This window comes from Pseudomonas sp. AC083, from assembly GCF_979253165.1.
In genome coordinates this window covers 100817-118220 of sequence record NZ_CEEDDH010000007.1, presented here as the reverse complement: position 1 = coordinate 118220, position 17404 = coordinate 100817, and the positions used below count along the sequence as shown (strand labels likewise).

Genomic DNA, 17404 nt, shown 5'->3' with positions numbered 1-17404 from the left:
TCGCGCCGAGGCCAGCATGCGCCCGATTGGCACGTGCCGGGTTGACCGATCTCAAGTTTGTGACCGGGTGGCGCCGCAGAAGTTTATCGGCAGTGGACGACGGTTCTTGCGACCGCCGGTGTGTCTGCCGGCCCATGCCAGCAAGTTTGGGGCGAAGCGGCGCTTTTCAAGCTGTCTGCCGGCGAAATAGCGGATGACCGGCCTTCGAATCTGCCGCGCACTGGCATACACTGCGCGGCCGTTTTTTTGACCGGAATCCGAAAGACATGAAAGACGCCTCTCCAGCCCGTGCCTGCGGCATCGACTTCGGCACGTCCAACTCCACCGTCGGCTGGCTGCGCCCCGGCATGGACACCATGATCGCGCTGGAAGACGACAAGATCACCCTGCCGTCGGTGGTCTTCTTCAACATCGAGGAACGTCGCCCGGTCTACGGCCGCCTGGCCTTGCACGAGTATCTGGAAGGCTACGAAGGCCGGCTGATGCGCTCGTTGAAAAGCCTGCTCGGCTCCAAGCTGATCAAGCACGACACCAGCGTCCTCGGCACAGCGATGCCGTTCAAGGACCTGCTCGGGCTGTTCATCGGCCAGCTCAAGAGCCGCGCCGAAACCGCCGCCGGTCGGGAATTCGAGCAAGTGGTGCTGGGCCGTCCGGTGTTCTTCGTCGATGACGATCCGCTGGCTGACCAGGAAGCCGAAGACACCCTGGTCGAGGTGGCGCGCAAAATCGGTTTCAAAGATGTGTCGTTCCAGTACGAACCGATCGCGGCAGCGTTCGACTACGAGTCGACCATCGAGAAAGAAGAGCTGGTACTGATCGTCGACATCGGCGGTGGTACCTCTGACTTCTCGCTGGTGCGCCTGTCGCCCGAGCGCCGTGGTGTCGACAACCGTCACGATGACATCCTCGCCACCGGCGGTGTGCACATCGGTGGTACTGACTTCGACAAACAGCTGAGCCTGCAAGGCCTGATGCCGCTGTTCGGCTACGGCAGCCGGATGAAGAGCGGCGCCTACATGCCAACCAGCCACCACATGAACCTGGCGACCTGGCACACGATCAACTCGGTGTACTCGCAGAAATCCACGCTGGCGCTGGGCAGCATGCGCTACGACATCGAAGACACCGGCGGTATCGATCGCCTGTTCAAGCTGATCGAACAGCGCGCCGGGCACTGGCTGGCGATGGAAGTGGAAGAAACCAAGATCCAGCTGACCCACGCCGACAGCCGCCACGTACCGCTTGACCGCATCGAAGCCGGGCTGAGCGTCGAGCTGAGCCGCGCGTTGTTCGAATCGGCGATCGAGGCTTTGCTGGAGCGTGTGCGCGGCAGCGTTACGCAGTTGTTGAATGACGCTGGCGTGGCGGTCGATCAGGTCGACACGGTGTTCTTCACTGGGGGCTCCAGCGGCATCCCGGCCCTGCGCAACAGCGTCTCGGCAATGCTGCCGAACGCCCGGCATGTCGAAGGCAACATCTTTGGCAGCATTGGTAGCGGTTTGGCGATTGAAGCGATGAAGCGCTACGGTTCGATGGCCTGATCACAATCTGTGGCGAAGAGCCTTTGTGGCGAGGGGATTTATCCTGTGGCGAGGGGATTTATCCCCGTTGGGCCGCGAAGCGGCCCCGCTCCTGAGCTTGAAAGCAGGGGCCTGCTGCGCAGGCCAACGGGGATAAATCCCCTCGCCACAGATGCATTCAATTCAGTTGCCTGGCCTTAGACCATCCCGCCCAGCTTCAACTCACTCTTCAGATACGCGTAATAAATCGGTCCCGCCACCACCCCCGGCAGGCCGAACGCGGCTTCGAACACCAGCATCGCCAGAAGCAACTCCCACGACTTGGCACTGATCTGCCCGCCGACGATGCGCGCGTTGAGAAAGTATTCGAGCTTGTGGATAACGATCAGATAGCCAAGCGCGGCGATCGCCACCCAGATCGACAGCGACAGGCCGACGATGGTGATCAGCGTGTTCGACATCAGGTTGCCGATCACCGGCAGCAGGCCGAGCAGGAAGGTCAGCACGATCAGGGTTTTGGTCAGCGGCAGCTTGATGCCGAACATCGGCAGGATCACCGCGAGGAAGATCCCGGTGAACACGGTGTTGAGCAGGGAAATCTTGATCTGCGCGAAGACAATATTGCGAAACGCCTGCACCAGCAGATGCAAACGGTCGAACAAAGCGGCGGCCAACGGCTTGCGCTTGGTCACGTCGGGGATGCGCTGCAGGGCGATGATCGCGCCGAGCACCATGCCAATCAGCAGGGTGACGAACATGTGCGCAGCGTCCTTGCCGACCAGTTGCAGGTCGGCCAGATGCTTGCTCGCCCACTCGCCGATCGCCACGCGAAATTCCGCCGCGCTGGCCGGCAGGTAAGCGTCGATGAACGGCGGCAACTGTCCGCGCGCGCGATCGACCACGCCCATGAATTTATCGAGCGAGGCGCCGGGGTTTTCCGCTTCATGCAGGAGGAAACTGATGGCGCCGGCGAAGATCAGCGCCAGCGCACTTACTACCAGCGTGCCGAGCAGCGCCACCGCCAACCAGCGCGCACGCCGCCCTTCGATCAGCCGTTGCAGTTGCGGGGTGAGCATGTTCACCAGCTCGAACACCAGCAACCCGGCCAGCAGGCTCGGCAGCAGGCGCAGCGGCAGCACCAGCAGCAAACCGCCAAAAATGATGATGCAACTGACCCAGAACACAACATGACGCTGAGAAAACGTTGGCATACAGCCTCAAAACGAACGGCGTGAAAGGATGGGCAGTCTGCCAGCGATCCGGGGTTAGCACTAGGGATATGCGGGGCGTGGGATTGGCGGTGCATTCAGCGACGCTTTCGCGAGCAGGCTCGCTCCCACAGGGGAATGCATTTCAAATGTGGGAGCGAGCCTGCTCGCGAAGAGGCCGGCACGCTCACCACATTATTTACCCTTTCACTTTTTCTTCAGACACTCACTCATGAACGCCTTGCGCGCATCGCCGGTCAGCGCCTTGGTTTTCGCATCGGCATTGCAGGTGGTCATCTTCTGCTGCTGCGGTGTCAGCTCCTTGCCATCGTTGGCTGCGGGTGCCGCTTTCAGGCAGGTGCTCATGAACGCCTTGCGCTCGTCGCCCTTGAGGCTCTTGGCGGTCGCATCGGCATTGCAGGTGGTCATCTTGTTCTGTTGCGCCGTGGCGGCGAAACCCTGGGAACACACAAGCAGCCCGATCATCAACAACGGCACACGCAACATCTTCATGGAGTTTTCTCCTTGTTGCCGCACCGATGGATGCGGCCTCTGTCGTAGTGTAGTCAAAGCTTGTTACACCTTCCTGCCCTCGAGGTGGCTGCGCCGATACTGCTCCGGCGGGCAACCGGCCTGGCGGGCGAACATGGCGATGAACGCCGAGCCGCTGCTGTAGCCGAGGTCGAAAGCGATTTCCTGCACCGAACGCGAGGTTTCCAGCGCCTCGATCGCCGCCAGATAACGCAAGCGCTGACGCCACTCGCCAAAGCTCATGCCCAGCTCGCGGACAAACTGCCGGGCCAGGGTGCGCTCGCTGACATGCACTTGCGCGGCCCAATGCGCCAACGGTTGGTTGTCGCCCGGCGCAGCCTGCAAGGCGTCGAGAATCGTCAGTAAGCCCGGGCTGCTCGCATATGGCAGGTAACATTCCTGCACCGGTGCCTGTTGCAGTTGATCGACCAATACCTGGGCCAGACGCTGATCGGCCTCATGCTCCGGAATCTTCACATCGCGGGCGGCGAAGTCTTTGAGAATCGCCTTGAGAATGTCACTGATCGCCAATGTGCAGGCGCGCGCCGGCAACCGTGCGCAAACGCTTGGATCAAGACACACCGCGCGATAGTTGACTGGCTGATGACTGTAGAAACTGTGCTCGACCTCGGGCGGCACCCACACCGCATACTGCGGCGGCGACATGAAGCGGCTGCCGTCGACATCCATGTGCAATACGCCATGGGCCGCGTATTCCAGCGTGCCCCAAGGGTGCCGGTGTGGCGCGGCATATTCGTGGGCATTGAAATCGGCGTAGCGGAAGTACACCGCTGACGGCAATTCGTTGAAATCGAGCAGATCGATGTGTTTGCTGTTCATGCTGTCCGGATGCAGAGGCAGGTTGTCCGGTTCGCAGTATAGGCCTGCATCCAGACAGGCGATAATCGCCCTTCATCAACGTTCTGGTTTTGTCCCATGCAATACGCGTTTCCCCTGCTGGCGATTTTCATTTGGGCCGGCAACACCGTGATCAACAAACTGGCGGTCGGCGCGATCTTCCCCGCCGAGATCGGTTTCTATCGCTGGCTGCTGGCCGGCGTGCTGTTCACGCCATTCATGCTGAAGAAAGTCATCGCCCACTGGCCGCAAATTCGGCCGAACCTGAGGCGGATTTTCGTACTCGGCGTGCTCGGCATGGCGGTGTATCAGAGCCTCGCCTATTTCGCCGCAACACTGACCACCGCGACCAACATGGGCATCATCCTGTCGTTGATGCCATTGATGTCGCTGGCCATGGCGATCATCAGCCTCGGCCAGCGCCTGACCGCTGGTGCCTTGGTCGGCGCGGTGCTGTCGTTCGCTGGCGTGCTGGTGGTGGTGTCGTCCGGCAGCCTCGGTGCGCTGCTGCAACACGGGGTCAATCTGGGCGATGCGATGATGCTGATCGCCACGCTGGCCTACGCCGTTTACAGCACGCTGTTGAAAAAGTGGCAACTGCGCCTGCCGCCACTGGTGCTGCTGTACTTGCAGGTGCTGGTGGCGATTGTGGTGTTGTTTCCGCTGTTCGCGATGTCGCCGAAGACCGGGCTGAACCTGCAGAACGTGCCGCTGGTGCTGTATGCATGCCTGCTGGCCTCGATGGTCGCGCCGCTGGCGTGGATGCAGGCGGTGCAGCGACTGGGGCCGAGCCGGACGACGCTGTTTTTCAATCTGCTGCCATTGATTACCGCGCTGATTGCGGCGGTGGTGTTGAAGGAACAGTTGGCGATGTATCACCTGGTGGGCGGGTTGCTGACCTTGGCTGGGGTGGTTTTGTCGGAGCGCTGGACCACGGTGCTGGGCCGGCGGGTCGGCGTTGCCTGACAAGGCCCCTTCGCGAGCAGGCTCGCTCCCACAGGTATCCGCATTTCAATGTGGGAGCGAGCCTGCTCGCGAAGAACGATGACGCGGTTTGACTGCTAACACCCAGCAGCCTCCAGCCGCGCCGCATGCTCGACAAACAGCCTTACCGGATCCGCGCCCTTGCCCACCAGTCCCAGCGACTGATTGACGATGTCGAAATGATCCAGCGGATAGTCATCACCGATCACCGTGCCCAGATGCGAGCTGTAACGGCCGACCATGCCATCGCATTGCCCCGGCTCACGGACGAAGGTCTTGGCGAACAGGCGACAACTGCGGTTGGTGCCGTCAAAAAGATTGCCGCCACGATCGGTCTTGCCCGGTTGCAGCGTCCCTGACCAGGAGTAATAGCGCACACCGTTGACCTCTTCCGGCCCCTGCCCGCCCCACGTTTCCGGCAGCCCTTGTGGATAACGTTGGATGAATAATGCAACGCCCGCCGTGGTCAGCGATTGGTGGGAAGCGTGGATATCTACCGGCAGTTTCGGCCCGTGGTAACCAGTGTCGAGCAATGCCATGACCCAGCCGATCAGGCGCAGCAACGCTTCGAGCAAGCGCCCCTTGGCGCTGTTGGCGGGATAGTGCTTTTCCAGATAATCGGCCAGTTCGGAGCCGTGATTCGGCCCGGCCACCGATGTTACCGAGGCGACCAGATCCGGGCGCTTCGCCGCCGCATACCGCGCGGTCAACGCGCCTTGGCTGTGGCCGAACAGATTGACCTTTTGCGCCCCGCTCTCGCGCAGGATTTCCTCGATCCGCGCCAGCAATTGCTCGCCGCGCACTTCCGTGGAGTTGAGTGGCGAGACCTGCACCGCGACCACCGTCGCACCACCACGGCGCAAGGCCTTGATGATGCCGAACCAATACGGATAAAGCACCAGCCGGACAAAGCCGAGCATGCCCGGCACCAGCACCAGTGGATAACGTGTCGACATGGGGTACATCCTTGTGCGCGATGGGTGGATGTCAGACGTGCAAGACGCCCGCCAAGCATCCACCTCGACGATGACAACTCAACGATAAGCCTACTTCAGCCCGCCACGATCCGCTCCACCGAAACCGAATTGACCAGCGTCAGGCCCTCCGGACATCGCAGTCTTCAACAGTTCCTGCACCGTGTCCGGCGTAAATCGCATAAAACTTTTCGCTTCGCTCAAGACTCACACCCTGAGTAGCGACCGCGTCTTCAGAACGTGGCGCCTATCGGATTAGCCTCCAGGAGAATGAAATGAGTGACGTGCATTTGTCTGATGTTCAAACCCTGCGCGAACGCGCGCGGCAACACGTGGAAAACGGCGCGGTCACCGAGGGCTACAACGCCAACCGTGAAGAAATACTGCGTTTGCTCAATGAGTCGCTGGCCACCGAGCTGGTGTGCACCTTGCGCTACAAGCGCCACTACTTCATGGCCAACGGCTTGAAAGCCAACGTCGCCGCCGACGAATTTCTCGAGCACGCCAACCAGGAAGCCGAGCATGCCGATCGCCTCGCCGAACGCATCGTGCAACTGGGCGGTGAGCCTGAGTTCAACCCTGACCTGCTGAGCAAGATGTCCCACGCGCAATACGTGGCCGGCAACACACTCAAGGAAATGGTTTACGAAGATCTAGTGGCCGAGCGCATCGCCATCGACAGCTACCGCGAAATCATCCAGTACATCGGTGACAAGGACCCGACCACCCGCCGCATTTTCGAAGACATCCTCGCCCAGGAAGAAGAGCACGCCGACGACATGGCGGACATCCTCAACGACCTGTAATCCTTAACAGCAAAACATCGCAGCCTTCGGCAGCTCCTACAGGGGGAACGCATTTCAAATGTAGGAGCTGCCGAAGGCTGCGATCTTTTGATCTGCCCTGCTTACTTGCTGGGTTTAACGGTCACCGGCGCCTTGCCCTGCTTCATCTGCTCCAGCAACGGCGCGCACTGATTCGGCTCGCCACCGCTTGGCGCCACCAGCGCCAGCAACCCCGCCGCCGGTGCGGCTATCACGCCCAACGCGACCATCCCCGCCCCACGCAGCATCAACGGTACGGCTTTGACGCCGGCATCCGGTTTGATGAACTTGCCGCGCACATACAGCGGCGAGCGCAGCGAGATCAGACGCCAGCCTTTGGATTCCGGGGTCACGGTCAGATCGAGTTGCTCGGTGGCCATGTTCGCCGTGCCATCGATGTAGATGATTGCGTTCTCGGTATCGAAGACAAACAGCCGTGTCGTGGCCAGGCCGGTCTTGATGTCGAAGTCCGCCGCCGCGCAATTGATCTTCACTTCCTTGTCGCCAAAGATCTTGCCGACCACGTAGTTGCCGACGTTGAGCCCGGCCAGTTCCATCAGCTCGCGGCTGATCGCACCGTCGTTGATCAGCATCTTCAGATTGCCGTTGGCGCCACCGAGGAGCTTGGCCACGGAGTTGCCGCGGCCACTGATGTCGGCGTCGCCATTGAGCTCACCGAAACTGGTTTTCATCGGCTCGAAGGTCGGGAACAGCTCTTTGAGTTTGAATTTGCGTGCGGTCAAACGCGCCCGGCCTTCCAGCGGCTCGGTGCGGCCATTGAGGCGGATCAGCGCATCCAGCGTGCCGCCGGCGACGCCAAAGCGCAGCGGTTCCAGGCTGAGCTCGCCGTCGTTGAGTTTCAGATGGGTATAGAGGTCGTTGAACGGCAGCTTCTCGCTGTGGACGATGCGTTTGCCGGTGAACTCGACATCGGCATCCATGGCGCGCCAGCGATCAGTCTTAAACTCTTCGACCGGCAGGACTTTGTCTGCCGGCTGCTTGCTCGCGCCGCCACGGGCCTTTTGCTCGATGTTGGAATCAGCCCCGATCAACGGTGCAAGGTCGGCGAACAGCAGTTGATTGGAGAGCAACGCACCCGTGAGTTTCGGCCGTGGCTGACTGGCCACGTAGGTAAGGTCGCCGTGGATGTCGCTGTCGCCGATCTTGCCGTTGAATTTTTCATAAGTGAATTTCGCCCCGGCCTCGTCATGCAGCTTGGCGATCAGGTGGCCGTCGGTGGAATACGGTGGGGTGTCCGGCAGGGTCACGCCGGTCAGCGGGTAAAGATTGCCGAGGCTGTCGCCAGCGAGCTTCAAGCGCAGGTCCAGGGCGCCGAGATTCAGCGGGTCGGTCAGGGTGCCAGCCAGTTCAATACGGGTGTCGCCGATCTTCGCCTGGGCCTGCAACGGGAACGGCTTGCTCGCGTCCTGCAATGCCAGCAACCCGCCGATCTTGCCCTGCCCGGTGAGGTTCTGCCCGTGATACTGGCCTTTGACCTTGAGTGCGAAGGCATAGTCCTGCGGTGCGCCGCCCTTGTCCTGAGCGGTTTTCGCCGCTTTGTCGCCGACAATCTCGCTGAATGGAATCGGCTTGCCGAGCGGGTCGATCAGCACATCGAGGTTGGTCTTCAAGGTCTGGTCGTCGAGGGTCACGTGGCCCTTGTCGAAACCGATCGCGCCGATATCGACCACCCAGCTCGACGGCTCGGCGTTCGGGTCCTTGGGATCGAATTTGAACGTCCAGTTGGCGCGGCCATCGGCCAGACGTTGCAGTTCGGCATTCGGCTCGGTCAGGTCGATGCGCGGAATCACCACGCGCTGGGCCAGCAGGGCCAGCGGCGAAATGCGCAGCTCGACGCGTTTCAGAGTGACCATCTGCGCCTGCTTCGACCAGTCCGGGTTGCCCAGGCTCAAGTCCTCGGCGACCACGTGCGGCCAAGGCACCCAGGAGCGCCAGCCGCCTTCTTCCGGCTCACGCTGCCAGATCACCGCGAGGTTGCCGTTGATGGCAAACGCCCGGCGCAGTTCTTCCGAAACTTTGGCGTTGATCGTGGGTTTGATCCGGTTCCAGTCGAAAAACACGATGATCAGAATCAAGGCTGCCAGCAGCAGCGCGAGGATGGCGAAGGTCCAGCTGAAGATTTTTCCAGTGCGCGTCATGCACAAAGCTCCTGATCACGACCGCACGCCGAACATCCCGACGCACAGCTGAAACGGCAGACCGAAGCGGCCCTTATGCAGTCTGTGACTGGCGAAAGGCCCGCAGGTTTAATTGAAAGGCAGTTTAAGCCATAAAAAGCCCGGCAAAACTGACCGATCGGTCGAGCAGTGTTACCGCCACCCGCACTTTTGCGAGGCACGAGTGAGTCGAAAATACCCACGACGGTGCAAAATCGTCGCCCGCAAAGGCGCGATCTAGAGCCTTCGCGCCGAACAATCAATTCTGTTGATTATTACCATTGCGTTTATGAACTTTTATATCGACTTATCGAGAGTAGCATTGCCCTCGTACCCACTTTATCGCCCTCCCAAGGAGCCACTATCATGAAACGCCAATTACTGCTCAGCCTTACCCTGTCGATGCTAGCCAGCACTGCTTTCGCCCTGCCCGCTGCCGATCAGGCTACTCCGCAAGTCAAAGACAGCCACTCGGTGTTTAGCCAAACCGTAGCTTCCGACGGTTCCGAGCGCACGCCACAAGGTCAGACCCTGGCTGAAAACGGCCGCAACCGCCTCGAAGAAAAAGGCCTGGTTCAAGACGGCTCGGATCGCACCCCTCAAGGCCAGGCCCTGGCTGAAAACGGTCGCAACCGCCTCGAAGAAAAAGGCCTGGTTCAGGACGGCTCTGATCGCACCCCACAAGGTCAGATCCTCGCTTCCGACGGTACCGAGCGCACCCCACAAGGCCAGACCCTGGCATCTGACGGTTCCGAGCGCACTCCACAGGGCCAGACCCTGGCTGATGACGGCTTCGATAAAACCCCACTGGGTCAAGCCCTCGCTGAAGGCGGTGGTGACCGTGTGATCGAACGCAACAGCAAATTGAGCTGAGCCCATGACGGCCCGGCAAAAAAGCCCAATCAGCGGATTGGGCTTTTGACTTTTCAGCTTCTGTAAAACCCTCGCTGAACGACTCCCCGTTCGACGCCGACAAAGCCGATTTGCTAGAGTGCGGCGCTTGTCCTGCCGAAGAACACACCCTGCGATGCTGCCCCGCGCCGAACAGAAACAACAGACCCGCAACGCCCTGATGGACGCTGCCCGCCACCTGATGGAAAGCGGCCGAGGATTCGGCAGCCTGAGCCTGCGCGAAGTGAGCAAGACCGCCGGCATCGTGCCTACCGGTTTCTACCGGCACTTCGCCGATATGGACGAGTTGGGGCTGGTGCTGGTCAGCGAAGTCGGCCAGACCTTCCGCGAGACCATCCGCCTTGTGCGCCACAATGAATTCGTCATGGGCGGCATCATCGACGCTTCGGTGCGCATCTTCCTTGATGTGGTCAACGCCAACCGCTCGCAATTCCTGTTTCTCGCCCGCGAACAATACGGCGGCTCGCTGCCGGTACGTCAGGCAATCGGACGCCTGCGGGAGAACATCAGCGCCGACCTCGCGGCGGACCTTGCGCTGATGCCCAAGCTGCAACATCTGGATCTGGCCGGCCTCAGCGTGATGGCCGACCTGATCGTCAAATCGGTGTTCGCCACCCTCCCCGACATCATCGACCCGCCCGCCGAAGCCTTGCCGGAGCATCTGACCCCACAGGCGAAGATCACCCAGCAACTGCGCTTCATCTTCATCGGCCTCAAGCACTGGCAAGGGCTGGGCAGTACCGAGTAATCCCTTCTTTATCTGACACAGCGCAAATCCCCTGTGGGAGCGAGCCTGCTCGCGAAAGCGCTGGATCAGCTGAATACATCTGTCTGACACGGCGCACTCCCGACCAGGCTCGCTCCCACATAGAACATCCGCCACGGCCTCGCTTTGGTGCATGACAAATCCTTCATGCACCAAAACCTTCCAGAATCGCCGCGCCTGTTGAAAGATCAGGCACGCGCCGACAGCTATTTCCTACAGATCGCCCGATTGGCGCGGCGCTTGCTCTAGCCCAATCAACGTTCATTGCTGGAAGCTTTCCGATGCTGGTGATTCATCGCAGAATCGACCCTCAACCCGCCTGGGCCGCCGAGCTGCACCTGACCTTCGAAGCGCGCAGCAAAAGCCGTTTGCGCTGTTTCAGTGCCGAAGGCGAAGACGTCGGGTTGTTTTTGGAGCGCGGCCAGCCACCGCTGTATGACGGCGAATGTCTGCAGGCCGAAGACGGCCGTGTCGTGCGCGTCTGCGCCCGTCCCGAACAACTGCTCCACGTCACGTGCGCCAATGCGTTCGAACTGACGCGCGCGGCCTATCACCTCGGCAACCGCCACGTCGCCCTGCAAGTCGGCGATGGCTGGCTGCGCCTGCTCGACGATTACGTGCTCAAAGCGATGCTCGAACAGCTCGGCGCCCGGGTCGAGGCTATCGAAGCGCCGTTCCAGCCGGAACACGGCGCTTACGGCGGCGGCCATCATCACTCCCGCCACGGTGACGAAGACTTCAACTACGCGCCGAAACTCCATCAGTTCGGCGTGCGCCTGTGAATCCGGCCTGGGCGCTGCTGCGTCTGGCCAGTCCGCAATTGCCGATTGGCGGCTACAGCTATTCCCAAGGTCTGGAAATGGCGGTGGATAACGGCCGGGTCCACAACCCTGACGGCGCCCGGCGCTGGATCAGCGATCAACTGCTGCTCAATCTCGCCCGCTTCGAAGCGCCGCTGCTGTTGGCGCATTGCCAAGCCGCAGCAAATGAAAACTGGGCCGAATTACGACAACTCTGCGAGAGCCACCGCGCCAGTCGCGAAACCCGTGAGCTGCATCTGGAGAGCCGGCAGATGGGCTACTCCCTGCAGCAGTTGTTGAACGGTTTGCCAGAACTCGATGCGCCCGCCCGCGACTTTCTTGACCAGACCCCAGAACCGCATCTGGCCCTGTGCTGGGCACTGGCGGCACGCGCCTGGGGCATCAGCCCGCAGGATGCTCTTGCCGCGTGGCTGTGGAGCTGGTTGGAAAACCAGCTCGCCGTGTTGATGAAGACCCTGCCGTTGGGCCAGCAAGCCGCCCAGCGCCTGACCAGCGAACTGCTGCCACTGCTGCAACAGGCCCAGCACGATGCGACCCACATCAACCCCGAACACATCGGCAGCGCCGCGTTTGGCCTGTCCCTGGCGTGCATGGCCCACGAGCGCCAGTACAGCCGTCTCTTCCGCTCTTAGGGCTGTTTATTTTGGAGAATGAAATGGATACACAACCTCTGCGCGTCGGCATCGGCGGCCCGGTCGGTTCCGGCAAAACTGCGCTGACACTCGCCCTGTGCCTGGCCCTGCGCGAGCGCTACAACCTCGCCGTGGTCACCAACGACATCTACACCCGCGAAGACGCCGATTTCCTGGTGCGCAACGAAGCCCTCGCGCCGGAGCGGATCATCGGCGTGGAAACCGGCGGCTGCCCGCACACGGCGATCCGTGAAGACGCCTCGATCAACCTCGAAGCGGTCGATCAACTGAACCGGCGCTTTCCCGGGCTGGATCTGATTCTGGTGGAGTCCGGCGGCGACAACCTCTCGGCGACCTTCAGCCCGGAGCTGTCGGATCTGACCATCTACGTGATCGACGTCTCCGCCGGCGACAAGCTGCCGCGCAAGGGCGGCCCGGGGATCTGCAAGTCCGACCTGCTGGTGATCAACAAGATCGACCTCGCGCCACTGGTGGGCGCCTCGCTGGAAATGATGGACAGCGACACCAAACGCATGCGCAACGGCAAGCCGTTCGTGTTCAGCAACCAGAAAACCGGTCAGGGCCTCGAAGAAATCATCGCCTTCATCGAACGTCAGGGCCTGCTGACCGCCGCCTGATCCACTTATCCACAAGGAAGCTTATCCATGACACTCAAACGCATTCTTGGCGCTCTGGCGTTGCTGCTGACACCGGCACTGGCGTTCGCTCATCCGGGGCATGGCGACAGCGGCCTCGTCGCGGGCATCAGCCACCCGATCGGCGGGCTCGACCACTTGCTGGCAATGCTCGCCGTCGGTTTGTGGGCGGCGCAGCAACAAGGCGCGGCGCGCTGGGCGCTGCCGTGCACCTTTGTCGGCACCATGTTGCTCGGAGGTTTGCTCGGTTTTGAAGGGCTGGAGTTGCCGGCGCTGGAGAGCGGGATAGCCGCCTCGGTATTGGCGCTGGGCCTGGCCGTGGCACTGGCAGTGCGTCCGCCGCTGGTGATGGCGGTGGCAGCGACGGCGCTGTTTGCGCTGTTCCATGGCGTGGCGCATGGGCTGGAGCTGCCGGACATGAGCAGCCCGTGGGCGTATGCGGCCGGGTTTGTGGCCGCGACGGCGGTGTTGCATGCACTCGGTTATGGCGTGGTGCGAGTTCTTCCGCAGGCAGCGGCGCCGCTGGTGCGGTTGGCGGGTGCGGCTTCGGCGGCGACTGGGGTGTGGTTGCTCGCGAAGACGGCCTGACAGACACCGCCTCTCTCAAGCAGTGCTCTCTGCTACCATGTCGCGCAATCGCCCCAGCCCGTGACGCCCGCCCATGCCCCACGCTTCCCGCTCCACCGCCCTGCCCGAATTGACCGCCCTGTTTGGCCAAGTGCAGCAGCACTTCCTCGACGTGATCGTGCCGCTGTGGCAAGGCCCGGGCTGGAATGCCGACATGGCGTTGCCCTATGAGGCGCTGGACGCTACACACCAGCCGTTGCCAGTGCAGCGCTATCGGGCGATGGCCTGCGCACGGCAGCTGTATCTGTTCTCCAGCCTGATCGGGGTTGTGGATAACGCCGAAGTCCGCGCCGCCGCGTTGTTCCGTTCGCTGCAACGGCATTTCCATGATGCCGAGCACGGCGGCTGGTTCTACAGCATCGACGCACAGGGCAAGCCGCTGGACCAGCGCAAGGATCTCTACACCCACGCCTTCATCCTGTTCGCCTGCGCGCATTACTGGGACAAGTCTCGGGATTCGCTGGCCGAGTCGACATTGAACGCCGCGCTGGAAATCATCGGCCGCCGATTCGCCACCGGCGACGGTTTGTACGAAGCCTGCCTTGAGCGTGATTGGCTCACCCTGCAAACCGGGCCACTGCAAAATCCGCTGATGCATCTGGCCGAAGCTTTTCTGGCGACCCTCGCCGTGCGTGAAGACCCGCAAACGCAGAAGGCCCTGCTTGAGTTATGCACAGCCATGCACAAGCAGTTCGTCGATCCGCAATACGGCGTGTTGATGGAGAAGCCGCTGGGTGCTGTGGATAACTGGTACGAGCCGGGACACCAGTTCGAATGGTATTTCCTGCTCGAATCGTCGGCGCTGTTGCGCGATTCGAAACTGCACCGGGCGCTGGATCGGGCATTTGCCTTTACCGAGCAGTACGGCGTGCTGGAGTCCTGCGGCGCGGTGCGGGCGATGCTTGATCTGGAAAGCAATGGCCGGCCCAGGGATTCGACCCAGCGGATCTGGGCTCAAGCCGAATACCTGCGCGCGCTGACCATGCGGGCGGACAGCGAAGCAGTGGTGCTGCGCCAGTTGCAGGCGTTGCAGCAGCGGTTTCTGCATGCCGGCGGCTGGCATGAGTGTCGCGATGAGAATGGAGAGGTCAGCCGCAAGGACATGCCTTCGACCACGCCTTATCATTTGGCGACTTGCTACGTCGGCCTGGCTGAATATCTTCGCTGACCCGTGCAAAGCAGGATTTGGGGCTAGAGGGTTACCGTGGCGAGGGGATTTCCCCGTTGGGGCGCGTAGCGGCCCTGAAAAGAGCGGGGCCGCTGCGCGCCCCAACGGGGATAAATCCCCTCGCCACAATAAATCCCCTCGCCACAACTGTGTTCTCAGCAGACATCCGGATCAGATCAGGCAATCCACTTCTTGTCCCCGGTGAAGCTGATCGTCAGCCACCTCGCCGCATCCGGCTCGCCCAACTGCGCCGATATCTGCTCACGTAGCGCGTCCAGCTGCGCGACATTGCGCAGCGGATAATCCGCCGGCAACACCACATGAATTTCGATGAACCGCGCCCGGCCGTGCTTTTGCACGTAGGACACGTAATCGTCGAAACCATGCTCGACCTTCGCCACCTCCATGACCTGCCTGACCTGCTCATCCAGAGTGTCCGGGGCGATTCCCAGCACATCACGCAACGCCGGGCCGAGGATCTTCAACGCCGGGGGCAGCATGGTCAGCGCCAGCACGATCAGGATCAGCGGGTCGACATACACCGCCCACTCGCCATAGCCCTGGGACTTGAGCAGCAGCGCGGCGAGGAAACTGATCAACAACCCCACCGAGAGCATCGCGTCGACCAGCCAACTGATGTTGTCGAACTGGATCAGGCTGGATTTGAGCGTGCGATTACGCCGGCGCACGTAGAAGAAGTAGGCGAACTCGACGACGGTGAATACCGCCGCGTAGACGATCACCAGACCCAACTCGATATCACGGCCACCATTGATGATGCCGAACACACCGTTGAGAAAGGCGTAGATGGCGATCAACAGCAGGAAGCTACCCTCGATCAGCAGCACCATCGGCTCCAGATGCCAGAAGCCGAACTGGAAACGCTGATTGCTTTGCTTGGCGATCAGCCGGGCGGTGATCAGCATCAGGATTTTGATGAATGTCGCGATCAGCGAAAAAAAGCCATCGAACAGGATGGATTGCGAACCTGAAACAAAACCGGTGACGATCCCGGCAATCGACACCGCCAGCATCAGCAGCGTCGACTGTTTGAGCAGTGCCTGCTCACCTCGGTTACTCACTTGAACTCCTCATGAAACCTTGCACACCGCCGAATGCAGTGGGCTGGTTGAGTGCGGAGTTTAGCTTATCGTCCTGTTTTGCCTGTGCCGGCCTTTTCGCGAGCAGGCTCGCTCCCACAGTTTGGAATGCATTCTCCTGTGGGAGCGAGCCTGCTCGCGAATGGCCTCAGCGCGGTATCAAGCCTTGTTACGCTCGATGGCAAACCCGGCCCAGGTCTGGCTCACCGGCATCAGCTCCAGGCTGTTGATGTTGATATGCGCCGGGGTGTTCATGACCCAGAAGATCGTCTCGGCGATGTCCTGCGGCTGGATCGGCTCGGCGCCGGCGTAAGTGGCGTTGTAGCGTTCCTGGTCACCGGCAAAACGCACCAGCGAGAACTCGCTTTCGCACAGGCCGGGCTCAATGTTGCTGACCCGCACGCCAGTGCCTTGCAAGTCGCAACGCAGGTTCAGCGAGAACTGTTTGACGAAGGCTTTGCTCGCGCCATACACGTGGCTGCCCGGGTACGGGTAGTTACCGGCGATGGAACCGAGGTTGACGATACCGGCGCCACGGCCGTGGGCGATCAGCCGAGGCAGCAGCAGGCGGGTGGCGTACATCAGGCCTTTGACGTTGGTGTCGACCATGGTGTCCCAGTCATCCAGATCGCACTTCGGCGCGGGGTCGACACCGAGCGCCAGGCCGGCGTTGTTGATCAGGCCTCGGAGTTTGGCAAACGACGGCGGCAGGTTGGCGATCGCCTCCTCCATCGCCTTGCGATCACGCACATCGAGAACCAGACCATGCACTTCGGTCTGCTTCGACAGTTCAGCGCACAGGGCATTGAGGCGTTCTTCACGACGGCCGGTCAGTACCAGCTTCCAGCCAGCCTCGGCAAAACGCCGGGCACAGGCTTCACCAAAACCGGACGTCGCGCCGGTGATAAACAGGGTGTCGGACATCGTGTTCTCCTTGCTTCGGCCGCCACGGCAGCCCTTGGAATAGAAAATCAGCAGGCAGCATGCCCGCCCTCGCGGATACGGGCAACACTTGCCAGCTGTACAAAAATCAACCAGACCTGCCGAGGCCATAGCCAGCGTGGCCTGTAGCCATGTGCACGCATGTTATCCACAGTCTGCTCCACAGTTTCCGGGGGCAAGTGCAAACGCGCAAAGCCGCGCCACACAAGGCTTTGCGGGCGAAATGGAAAGTTTTTTGCTTGACCGTGAGGCGGGGGATGTGCGGCACAGGGCATTTTGCACGACGGACGGTGCAACCGGGTGATTGCGCGAGGCCAGCAATTACGGCGCTCCGCGAGGTCTTTCCAGAGTTTAGTCACAGACTTATCCACAGGCTTTTACACACAACAGTACCCGACCTGGATGCGCTATAAAAAGGTTGACAATGGCGCCTCACGCCTGCTTTAAACTGACTGATCAAAAAACAATCACAAGCCCGGAGGCCACGGATTACAAGGCCTGCAACCATATACACCCACGTTATTCACAGCCAGTTCCACAGTAACCGGGGACAAGTCAAAACTGTGGAAAAACAGCCATTTGCAGCGTCTATATGTCGCGCTTTGGCAGCTTGGAGAATTTGTTTTCCACAATTTCGGGAATTACCCAATTTACCTGTGGTGGATCCCAAAAATAAAAAACCCCGGGACTCTCGTCGCCGGGGC

General features: G+C 61.0%; 17 protein-coding genes. 10 read left to right on the top strand and 7 right to left on the bottom strand.

Annotated features, from left to right (window positions below; all coding sequences use genetic code 11):
* Positions 1–266: 266 nt before the first annotated feature.
* Positions 267–1541 (top strand): Hsp70 family protein, encoded by a 1275-nt coding sequence (locus AC0IXA_RS13090; protein ID WP_130929365.1) that lies wholly within the window; start codon positions 267–269, stop codon positions 1539–1541.
* Positions 1542–1717: 176 nt separating this feature from the next.
* On the opposite strand, the gene AC0IXA_RS13085 is transcribed toward AC0IXA_RS13090, so the two are convergent.
* The 3 genes from AC0IXA_RS13085 to AC0IXA_RS13075 all read right to left on the bottom strand — a co-directional run bounded on the left by AC0IXA_RS13085 (position 1718) and on the right by AC0IXA_RS13075 (position 4099).
* Positions 1718–2731, bottom strand: coding sequence for an AI-2E family transporter (locus AC0IXA_RS13085; RefSeq protein WP_016771899.1), 1014 nt, complete (start codon positions 2729–2731; stop codon positions 1718–1720).
* Between the two features lie 204 nt (positions 2732–2935).
* A complete protein-coding gene (locus AC0IXA_RS13080; RefSeq protein ID WP_016771900.1) occupies positions 2936–3241 on the bottom strand; it encodes a PsiF family protein in 306 nt (101 codons plus the stop codon).
* A gap of 63 nt (positions 3242–3304) precedes the next feature.
* Positions 3305–4099, bottom strand: a complete 795-nt coding sequence (locus tag AC0IXA_RS13075) for an AraC family transcriptional regulator (RefSeq protein WP_341638499.1) — start codon at positions 4097–4099, stop codon at positions 3305–3307.
* 96 nt (positions 4100–4195) lie between these two features.
* On the opposite strand from AC0IXA_RS13075, the gene AC0IXA_RS13070 reads away from it, so the two are divergent.
* Positions 4196–5083 carry a DMT family transporter gene (locus AC0IXA_RS13070; RefSeq protein ID WP_341638498.1) on the top strand — a complete coding sequence of 296 codons (888 nt, stop codon included), beginning with the start codon at positions 4196–4198 and terminating at the stop codon, positions 5081–5083.
* 95 nt (positions 5084–5178) lie between these two features.
* On the opposite strand, the gene AC0IXA_RS13065 is transcribed toward AC0IXA_RS13070, so the two are convergent.
* Complete coding sequence (locus AC0IXA_RS13065; RefSeq protein ID WP_471813342.1) at positions 5179–6057, bottom strand: alpha/beta fold hydrolase; 879 nt, start codon at positions 6055–6057, stop codon at positions 5179–5181.
* A gap of 293 nt (positions 6058–6350) precedes the next feature.
* On the opposite strand from AC0IXA_RS13065, the gene AC0IXA_RS13060 reads away from it, so the two are divergent.
* The gene (locus AC0IXA_RS13060; protein ID WP_016771904.1) at positions 6351–6881 is read left to right on the top strand and encodes a ferritin-like domain-containing protein; all 531 of its coding nucleotides are present in this window, start codon (positions 6351–6353) and stop codon (positions 6879–6881) included.
* A 101-nt stretch (positions 6882–6982) separates the two neighbouring features.
* On the opposite strand, the gene AC0IXA_RS13055 is transcribed toward AC0IXA_RS13060, so the two are convergent.
* A complete protein-coding gene (locus AC0IXA_RS13055) occupies positions 6983–9058 on the bottom strand; it encodes an AsmA family protein (RefSeq protein WP_471813340.1) in 2076 nt (691 codons plus the stop codon).
* Positions 9059–9442: 384 nt separating this feature from the next.
* Here AC0IXA_RS13055 and AC0IXA_RS13050 point away from each other — a divergent pair, with 384 nt between their 5' ends.
* From AC0IXA_RS13050 to AC0IXA_RS13020, 7 genes are all read left to right on the top strand, one after another.
* A complete protein-coding gene (locus AC0IXA_RS13050; RefSeq protein WP_123443926.1) occupies positions 9443–9949 on the top strand; it encodes a hypothetical protein in 507 nt (168 codons plus the stop codon).
* A 154-nt stretch (positions 9950–10103) separates the two neighbouring features.
* Positions 10104–10736 carry a TetR family transcriptional regulator gene (locus AC0IXA_RS13045; protein WP_016771906.1) on the top strand — a complete coding sequence of 211 codons (633 nt, stop codon included), beginning with the start codon at positions 10104–10106 and terminating at the stop codon, positions 10734–10736.
* A gap of 299 nt (positions 10737–11035) precedes the next feature.
* Positions 11036–11536 carry an urease accessory protein UreE gene (ureE, locus tag AC0IXA_RS13040; RefSeq protein WP_122699778.1) on the top strand — a complete coding sequence of 167 codons (501 nt, stop codon included), beginning with the start codon at positions 11036–11038 and terminating at the stop codon, positions 11534–11536.
* Complete coding sequence (locus AC0IXA_RS13035) at positions 11533–12207, top strand: urease accessory protein UreF (protein ID WP_258710931.1); 675 nt, start codon at positions 11533–11535, stop codon at positions 12205–12207. Before ureE ends, AC0IXA_RS13035 begins: the two co-directional genes overlap by 4 nt.
* Positions 12208–12230: 23 nt before the next feature.
* Entirely contained in the window at positions 12231–12845 is a 615-nt protein-coding gene (ureG, locus tag AC0IXA_RS13030) for an urease accessory protein UreG (RefSeq protein WP_016771910.1), read from the top strand.
* A gap of 27 nt (positions 12846–12872) precedes the next feature.
* Complete coding sequence (locus AC0IXA_RS13025; protein ID WP_471813337.1) at positions 12873–13451, top strand: HupE/UreJ family protein; 579 nt, start codon at positions 12873–12875, stop codon at positions 13449–13451.
* 73 nt (positions 13452–13524) lie between these two features.
* A complete protein-coding gene (locus AC0IXA_RS13020) occupies positions 13525–14658 on the top strand; it encodes an AGE family epimerase/isomerase (RefSeq protein ID WP_341638495.1) in 1134 nt (377 codons plus the stop codon).
* A gap of 176 nt (positions 14659–14834) precedes the next feature.
* On the opposite strand, the gene AC0IXA_RS13015 is transcribed toward AC0IXA_RS13020, so the two are convergent.
* Entirely contained in the window at positions 14835–15740 is a 906-nt protein-coding gene (locus tag AC0IXA_RS13015) for a cation diffusion facilitator family transporter (RefSeq protein WP_076565455.1), read from the bottom strand.
* Positions 15741–15917: 177 nt separating this feature from the next.
* Positions 15918–16682, bottom strand: coding sequence for an SDR family oxidoreductase (locus AC0IXA_RS13010; RefSeq protein WP_016771914.1), 765 nt, complete (start codon positions 16680–16682; stop codon positions 15918–15920).
* Between the last annotated feature and the right edge of the window lie 722 nt (positions 16683–17404).